Genomic DNA, 7,609 nt, shown 5'->3' on the forward strand with positions numbered 1-7,609 from the left:
CCGAGCGCCGCCCGCGCGGCGCATCGCGACCTGGCGGTCGCTCCTACGTTTGTTTCGGGCCAGTCACGCCGGTTAGAGCACCATTAAGCGCCCGCCCCCCAAAGTTGGAAAGCTTCTTGCAATGCCAGCGCCAGGCGCCCATCTGGCGTCAAAGTTTTGCATCAAGAGGACTCGCGGTGGATCGCACTCAGTTAATCAGCAACGCCCGCCACAACCTGGCCGGGCTTGGCCGGGGCAACCTGGGCGTGCCGATTTTGTTGCTGGTGATGCTGGCAATGATGATGCTGCCGATCCCGCCGTTCCTGCTGGACGTGTTCTTCACCTTCAACATCGCCCTGTCGATCGTGGTGCTGCTGGTGTGCGTCTACGCCCTGCGCCCGCTCGACTTCGCTGCGTTCCCCACCATCCTGCTGGTGGCCACGCTGCTGCGCCTGGCCCTGAACGTGGCCTCCACCCGGGTGGTGATGCTGCATGGCCAGGAGGGCCACGGCGCTGCGGGCAAGGTGATCCAGGCCTTTGGCGAGGTGGTGATCGGCGGCAACTACGTGGTCGGTGCCGTGGTGTTCGCCATCCTCATGATCATCAACTTCGTGGTAGTGACCAAGGGCGCGGGGCGTATCTCCGAGGTGAGTGCGCGGTTCACCCTGGACGCCATGCCCGGCAAGCAGATGGCAATCGACGCCGACCTCAACGCTGGCCTGATCGATCAGGCCCAGGCCAAGGCGCGCCGTAGCGAGGTGGCCCAGGAGGCCGAGTTCTACGGCTCGATGGACGGTGCCAGCAAGTTCGTGCGCGGTGACGCCATTGCCGGCCTGCTGATTCTCTTCATCAACCTGATCGGCGGCATGCTGATCGGCATGCTGCAGCATGGCATGAGCTTCGGTGACGCCGGTAAGGTGTACGCCCTGTTGACCATCGGTGACGGTTTGGTGGCGCAGTTGCCATCGCTGTTGCTGTCCACTGCCGCCGCCATCATGGTTACCCGCGCCTCGGGCTCCGAGGACATGGGCAAGCTGATCAACCGGCAGATGTTCGACTCGCCCAAGGCGCTGGCGGTGTCGGGGGGGCTGATGATCGTCATGGGCCTGGTACCCGGCATGCCCCATGTCGCCTTCCTCAGCCTTGGCCTGATGGCCGGCGGTGGCGCCTACCTGGTCTGGAAAAAGCAGCAGAAAACCAAACAGCTGGCGGTGCAGGAAGCGCAACGCCAACAAGACCTGCTGCCCTCGCCACAGCGCGCAGCCGAAACCAAGGAACTGGGCTGGGACGACGTCACCCCGATCGACATGATCGGCCTGGAAGTGGGCTACCGCCTGATCCCCCTGGTGGACCGCAACCAAGGCGGGCAGTTGCTGGCGCGTATCAAGGGCGTGCGCAAGAAGTTGTCCCAGGATCTGGGCTTCCTCATGCCCACCGTGCATATTCGCGACAACCTCGACCTGCAGCCCAGTGCCTATCGCCTGACCCTCATGGGCGTGATCCTGGCCGAAGCCGAGATCTACCCGGACCGTGAGCTGGCCATCAACCCCGGCCAGGTGTTCGGCACCCTCAACGGCATCGCCGCCCGTGACCCGGCCTTTGGCCTGGAAGCGGTGTGGATCGATGTGGGCCAGCGCTCCCAGGCGCAGTCACTGGGCTACACCGTGGTAGATGCCAGCACTGTGGTGGCCACCCACCTTAACCAGATCCTGCAGAAACACTGCCACGAACTGATCGGCCACGAGGAAGTTCAGCAGCTGCTGCAGGTACTGGCCAAGGCTTCGCCTAAACTGGCTGAAGAACTGGTGCCGGGTGTCATTTCCTTGTCGGGGCTGTTGAAGGTATTGCAGGCGCTGTTGTCAGAGCAGGTACCGGTGCGGGACATTCGAAGCATTGCCGAGTCCATCGCCAACAATGCGGCCAAGAGTCAAGATACCGCCGCGCTGGTGGCGGCAGTGCGCGTCGGATTGTGTCGCGCCATCGTGCAAAGCATTGTAGGCGTTGAGTCCGAGCTGCCTGTGATCACCCTTGAACCCAGGTTGGAACAGATTTTGCTCAATAGTCTGCAACGGGCCGGGCAAGGTCAGGAAGACGGTGTTCTTCTGGAGCCGAGCATGGCCGAAAAGCTGCAGCGTTCGCTGATCGAAGCCGCCCAGCGTCAGGAGATGCAAGGCCAACCGGCCATCCTCCTGGTCGCCGGCCCGATCCGCGCCATGCTCTCGCGTTTTGGCCGGCTGGCTGTACCGAACCTGCACGTGCTGGCGTATCAGGAAATTCCTGACAACAAGCAAGTCACCATCGTTGCCACCGTGGGCCCTAACGGCTGAGGTAGTGGATAATGCAAGTTAAGCGATTTTTCGCTGCTGATATGCGTCAGGCCATGAAGCTGGTTCGCGATGAGCTGGGCGCTGATGCGGCCATCATCGGTAACCGCCGCATCGCCGGCGGTGTCGAGCTGACGGCGGCGCTCGACTACAAATTGTCCGCCCTGGCACCGCGGGTGCCCAATGCCGAGCTTGAAGAAGAACTGCGCAAGACCCACTCGCGCATTGCCACGGTTCAGGCCGAGCTCGACCAGCGTCAGGACAACAGCGAGAGCAACCGCCAATTGTTTGCCGGGCAATCGTTGACTGCTGCCGAACCGCTGGTTGAACCCCATGTGGATGCCCCTCAGCCGGCCGCTGCCCCCGCCCAGGCCTCGGTAGACCCGCGTCTGTTCGATGCGATGCGCTCCGAGCTTTCGGGCCTGCGCCAGTTGCTCGAAGTGCAGCTGGGCTCACTGGCGTGGACCCAGCTGCAAGGCAGCAAGCCGCAACAGGCTACGCTGTGGCGCCGGCTGCAGCGCCTGGGCCTGTCCGGGCCGATCGCCCGGGAGCTGCTGGCGCTGACCGGCGAGATTGAGGAGCCGCGCCATGCCTGGCGCATGCTGCTGGCGCACCTGGCACGCATGATCGATATCCCGGAGGTGGAGCCGATCGAGGCGGGCGGTGTGATTGCCGTGGTCGGCCCGGCCGGCATGGGCAAGACCACCACCTTGGCCAAGCTGGCCGCACGCTATGTGCTCAAGTACGGCGCGAACAACCTGGCGCTGGTGAGCATGGACAGTTTTCGCATCGGTGCCCAGGAGCAGCTCAAAACCCTGGGCCGCATCCTCAACGTGCCGGTCACCTACGTCGACCCCGGTCAGTCCCTGGCGGCGGCGCTGGAGCCGCTGCTGCGCAAGCGCGTGGTCCTCATCGACACCGCTGGCCTGCAGGCCAGCGACCCGGCCCTGCGCATGCAGCTCGAAACCCTGGCAGGGCGGGGCATCGCCGCGAAGAATTACCTGGTGCTGGCCACCACCAGCCAGAAGCAGGTGCTCACCGCCGCCTACCACAGCTACAGCCGCTGTGGCCTGGCCGGTTGCATCCTGACCAAACTTGATGAATCGGCAAGCCTCGGCGATGTGCTGAGCCTTGCCATCAGTTACCGGCTGCCGGTGGCCTATCTGACCGATGGGCCGCGCATTCCGGACGATCTTCACCTGCCACGCGGGCACCAATTGGTCACCCGGGCGGTCAGTGTGCAACAGCAGGATGAGCCCAGCGAAGAGGCCATGGCCGACATGTTCGCTGATCTCTACCACAACCCTCGGCGAGCGGGTTGAACATGAAGTGTGTGCAAGGTAGCTATGCCAAGGGGCACGCAGAATTGCCCTTCGTGTGGCCTGAGTCCCAGCGAGACAAGGTAAAGAACAGACATGGGTAGCATGCATCCCGTACAGGTGATCGCCGTGACCGGCGGCAAAGGTGGCGTCGGCAAGACCAACGTTTCAGTGAACCTGTCCCTGGCACTGGCCGAACTGGGCCGCAGGGTCATGCTGCTGGACGCCGACCTGGGCCTGGCCAATGTCGACGTCCTGCTGGGCCTCACCCCCAAACGCACCCTCGCGGACGTGATCGAGGGGCGCTGCGAGCTGCGCGATGTGATGCTGCAGGGCCCTGGCGGGGTGCGTATCGTGCCGGCCGCCTCGGGCACCCAGAGCATGGTGCACCTGGCGCCCGCCCAGCACGCGGGGCTTATCCAGGCGTTCAGCGAGATCGGTGACAACCTTGACGTGCTGGTGATCGACACCGCTGCCGGTATTGGTGACTCGGTGGTCAGCTTTGTCCGCGCCGCCCAGGAGGTCCTGCTGGTGGTGTGCGACGAGCCCACGTCCATCACCGACGCCTATGCGCTGATCAAGCTGCTGAACCGCGACTACGGCATGAACCGCTTCCGCGTGCTGGCCAACATGGCGCAGAGCCCGCAGGAAGGGCGCAACCTGTTCGCCAAGCTGACCAAGGTGACCGACCGTTTTCTGGACGTGGCCCTGCAATACGTGGGCGCCGTGCCCTACGACGAATGCGTGCGCAAGGCCGTGCAGAAACAGCGCGCGGTCTACGAAGCCTTCCCGCGCTCCAAATGCGCCCTGGCCTTCAAGGCCATCGCCCAGAAGGTGGACACCTGGCCGTTGCCAGCCAACCCACGCGGCCACCTGGAGTTCTTCGTCGAGCGCCTGGTGCAACCCACCAGTGCGGGTCCGGTGCTATGAGTGCCAGCGGCTTCAAGATGTACAGCCGCGCGTCGAAGGACGCGCAGTACCAGCTGATCGAGCGCTACGCCCCGCTGGTCAAGCGCATTGCCTACCACCTGCTGGCACGGCTGCCAGCCAACATCCAGGTCGAGGACCTGATCCAGGCCGGCATGATCGGGCTGCTGGAAGTGGCCAACAAATACGACGCCAGCAAGGGCGCCAGCTTCGAAACCTACGCCGGCATCCGCATCCGCGGGGCCATGCTCGACGAGGTGCGCAAGGGTGACTGGGCGCCGCGTTCGGTGCACCGCAACACCCGCATGGTCAGTGATGCCATGCGCGCCGTTGAAGCAAGAACCGGCCGTGACGCTAAAGATCATGAAGTTGCTGCCGAACTCAAGTTGAGTCTCGATGATTACTACGGGATCTTGAACGATACCCTGGGCAGTCGCCTGTTCAGTTTTGACGACCTGTTGCAGGACGGTGAGCACGAAGGGCTGCATGAGGATGGTGCCAGTGGGCAGGCTGAGCCTGCCCGTGGCCTGGAGGACGAGCGTTTCCAGGCTGCGTTGGCCGATGCCATTGCCAACCTGCCCGAGCGTGAGCGCCTGGTACTGGCGCTTTACTATGACGAGGAGCTGAACCTCAAGGAGATCGGCGAGGTCCTTGGTGTCAGCGAATCGCGGGTCAGCCAGTTGCACAGCCAATGCGCCGCGCGCTTGCGCAGCCGTCTGGGGGAATGGCGGGCACGTTGAGCCCGCTGTCGTTGTAGTCGTTTTCCACGTTGTACCGAATTGATTGAGTGCGCGCTCGGGGCCGAGCGCGTTTGAGACTGCTTGGAGGTCTAATTGGACAAGAACATGAAAATCCTCATCGTCGACGACTTTTCGACGATGCGGCGGATCATCAAGAACCTGCTGCGTGACCTGGGGTTCAGCAACACCGAAGAAGCCGATGACGGCACCACGGCGCTGCCGATGCTGGAAAACGGCCACTACGACTTCCTGGTGACCGACTGGAACATGCCGGGCATGTCGGGTATCGACCTGCTGCGCAAGGTGCGCGCCAGCGACAAGCTCAGGGCCTTGCCGGTGCTGATGGTGACGGCTGAAGCCAAGCGTGATCAGATCATCGAAGCGGCCCAGGCCGGCGTTAACGGCTATGTGGTCAAGCCGTTCACCGCGCAGGTTCTCAAAGAAAAGATCGAGAAGATCTTCGAACGCGTCAACGGCTGAGTCACGTCAGGGGGCGCGCCATGAATTCATCACAAACGTCGTTGGGCGAGTTTGAATCCACGCTCAAGAAGCATGCCCAGGAGCTGGTAGAAAGCCTGGAGCGGGGCCGTTTCGGCGAGGCGGTGCAGCTGATTCACGAGCTGAACCAGACCCGCGATCGCGGCTTGTACCAGGAAGTTGGCAAGCTGACCCGTGAGCTGCACAGCGCCATCGTCAGTTTCCAGATCGACCCGACCATCCCGCAGGCCGAAGAGGTGTCGCAGATTACCGACGCCACCGAGCGCCTGTCCTATGTGGTCAAGCTCACCGAAGGCGCGGCCAACCGCACCATGGACCTGGTCGAAGAAAGCACCCCGGTGCTCAACGGCCTGGCCACCGAAGCGAATGCCCTTAGCGCAGACTGGCAGCGCTTCATGCGCCGCGAAGTGGCCGCCACGGAGTTCCGCGACCTGGTCAAACGTGTCGACAGTTTCTTGACGCACAGCGCTGAAGGCAACCGCAAGGTGGCTGGCCATCTGAATGACATTCTGCTGGCCCAGGACTACCAGGACCTGACCGGGCAGGTGATCAAACGGGTCACTGCCCTGGTGACGGAAGTGGAGAGCAACCTGCTGAAACTGGTGATGATGGCCAGCCAGGTGGACCGCTTCGCCGGCATCCAGCATGACCAAGATCAATTGCGTGCAGAAAAAGATCGAGAAAAACATCCGACTCGGGGTGAAGGTCCGCAGATTCATGCCGATAAGCGTGAAGACGTTGTGTCCGGTCAGGACGATGTCGATGATCTGCTGTCCAGCCTGGGTTTTTAAGGAGCACGTTTGATGAGCTTCGGCGCCGATGAAGAAATCCTCCAGGATTTCCTGGTAGAGGCCGGCGAAATACTTGAGCAACTGTCCGAGCAACTGGTCGAGCTGGAAAGCCGGCCAGACGATGCCGACTTGCTCAATGCGATCTTTCGCGGTTTCCACACTGTAAAAGGGGGCGCCGGCTTCCTCCAGCTCAATGAGCTGGTGGAGTGCTGCCACATCGCCGAGAACGTGTTCGACGTGTTGCGCAAAGGTGAGCGCCGGGTCGACTCGGAATTGATGGACGTGGTGCTTGAAGCACTGGATACCGTCAACAGCATGTTTGGCCAGGTGCGCGAGCGCAGCGAAGTGACGCCTGCAACGCCCGAGCTGCTGGCCGCCCTGGCGCGGCTGGCCGAGCCGGGTGCCGCAGCGCCGGCCCCGGCGCCTGCAGCGGTAGCGCCCGAGCCGGTGGCCCAGCCTCCTGTGGCTGAGGCCGAAGCCGACGCGGATATCACCGACAGCGAATTCGAGCAGTTGCTCGACTCGCTAGATGCGGTGAAGGCGCAGGCCGCCGCCGAACAGGTGCAAGACGAAGTCGTTAGCGCGGGCGGTGATGACATCACCGACGCGGAATTCGAATCGTTGCTCGACCAGCTGCACGGCAAGGGCCAGTTCAGCGCCGAAGTGGCCGCTGCACCTGCGCCTGCCAGCCAGCAGGCGGCCAGCGACGAAATCACCGATGCCGAGTTCGAATCCCTGCTCGACCAGTTGCATGGCAAGGGCACCTTCCAGGCCGATGCCTTGCCTGCCGCGAAAGCCCCGGCTCCGGTTGCCGAGGCCACGGCTGCGGTGGGTGACGAAATCAGCGAGCACGAATTCGAGGCGCTGCTGGACCAACTGCATGGCAAGGGCAAATTCACCGGGGAGGTGGCCGCTGCCGAAGCGCCGGCCAAGGTGCAGCCGGCACCTGCCGCCCAGGCCGAGCCAGCGCCTGTCGCCAGGCCTGCCGCTGCGGCACCTGCGGCTGCCGCCAAGCCCGCCCCAGCCCCAGC

The 7,609-nt window shown here is 63.4% G+C and carries 7 protein-coding genes; all 7 read left to right on the forward strand.

From position 1 onward, the window contains the following. Positions 1-176: 176 nt before the first annotated feature. Positions 177-2,306: a flagellar biosynthesis protein FlhA gene (flhA, locus tag IAE38_RS23340; protein WP_028633453.1), complete on the forward strand. Its 2,130-nt coding sequence runs from the start codon at positions 177-179 to the stop codon at positions 2,304-2,306. Between the two features lie 11 nt (positions 2,307-2,317). Continuing rightward, complete coding sequence (gene flhF, locus IAE38_RS23345; RefSeq protein WP_201219527.1) at positions 2,318-3,625, forward strand: flagellar biosynthesis protein FlhF; 1,308 nt, start codon at positions 2,318-2,320, stop codon at positions 3,623-3,625. Between the two features lie 93 nt (positions 3,626-3,718). Then, complete coding sequence (gene fleN / locus IAE38_RS23350) at positions 3,719-4,552, forward strand: flagellar synthesis regulator FleN (protein ID WP_028633451.1); 834 nt, start codon at positions 3,719-3,721, stop codon at positions 4,550-4,552. Next, a complete protein-coding gene (fliA, locus tag IAE38_RS23355; protein WP_028633450.1) occupies positions 4,549-5,289 on the forward strand; it encodes an RNA polymerase sigma factor FliA in 741 nt (246 codons plus the stop codon). Before fleN ends, fliA begins: the two co-directional genes overlap by 4 nt. Positions 5,290-5,394: 105 nt before the next feature. Continuing rightward, complete coding sequence (locus IAE38_RS23360) at positions 5,395-5,769, forward strand: chemotaxis response regulator CheY (RefSeq protein WP_161629585.1); 375 nt, start codon at positions 5,395-5,397, stop codon at positions 5,767-5,769. A gap of 20 nt (positions 5,770-5,789) precedes the next feature. Beyond that, the gene (locus IAE38_RS23365) at positions 5,790-6,578 is read left to right on the forward strand and encodes a protein phosphatase CheZ (RefSeq protein ID WP_028633448.1); all 789 of its coding nucleotides are present in this window, start codon (positions 5,790-5,792) and stop codon (positions 6,576-6,578) included. A gap of 12 nt (positions 6,579-6,590) precedes the next feature. After that, positions 6,591-7,609, forward strand: a 1,019-nt coding sequence (locus IAE38_RS23370) for an Hpt domain-containing protein (RefSeq protein ID WP_201219529.1), incomplete at its 3' end; no start/stop codon positions are given.

Source organism: Pseudomonas sp. S32 (assembly GCF_016648095.1).
In the GTDB taxonomy this organism is placed as follows: Bacteria; Pseudomonadota; Gammaproteobacteria; order Pseudomonadales; family Pseudomonadaceae; genus Aquipseudomonas; species Aquipseudomonas parafulva.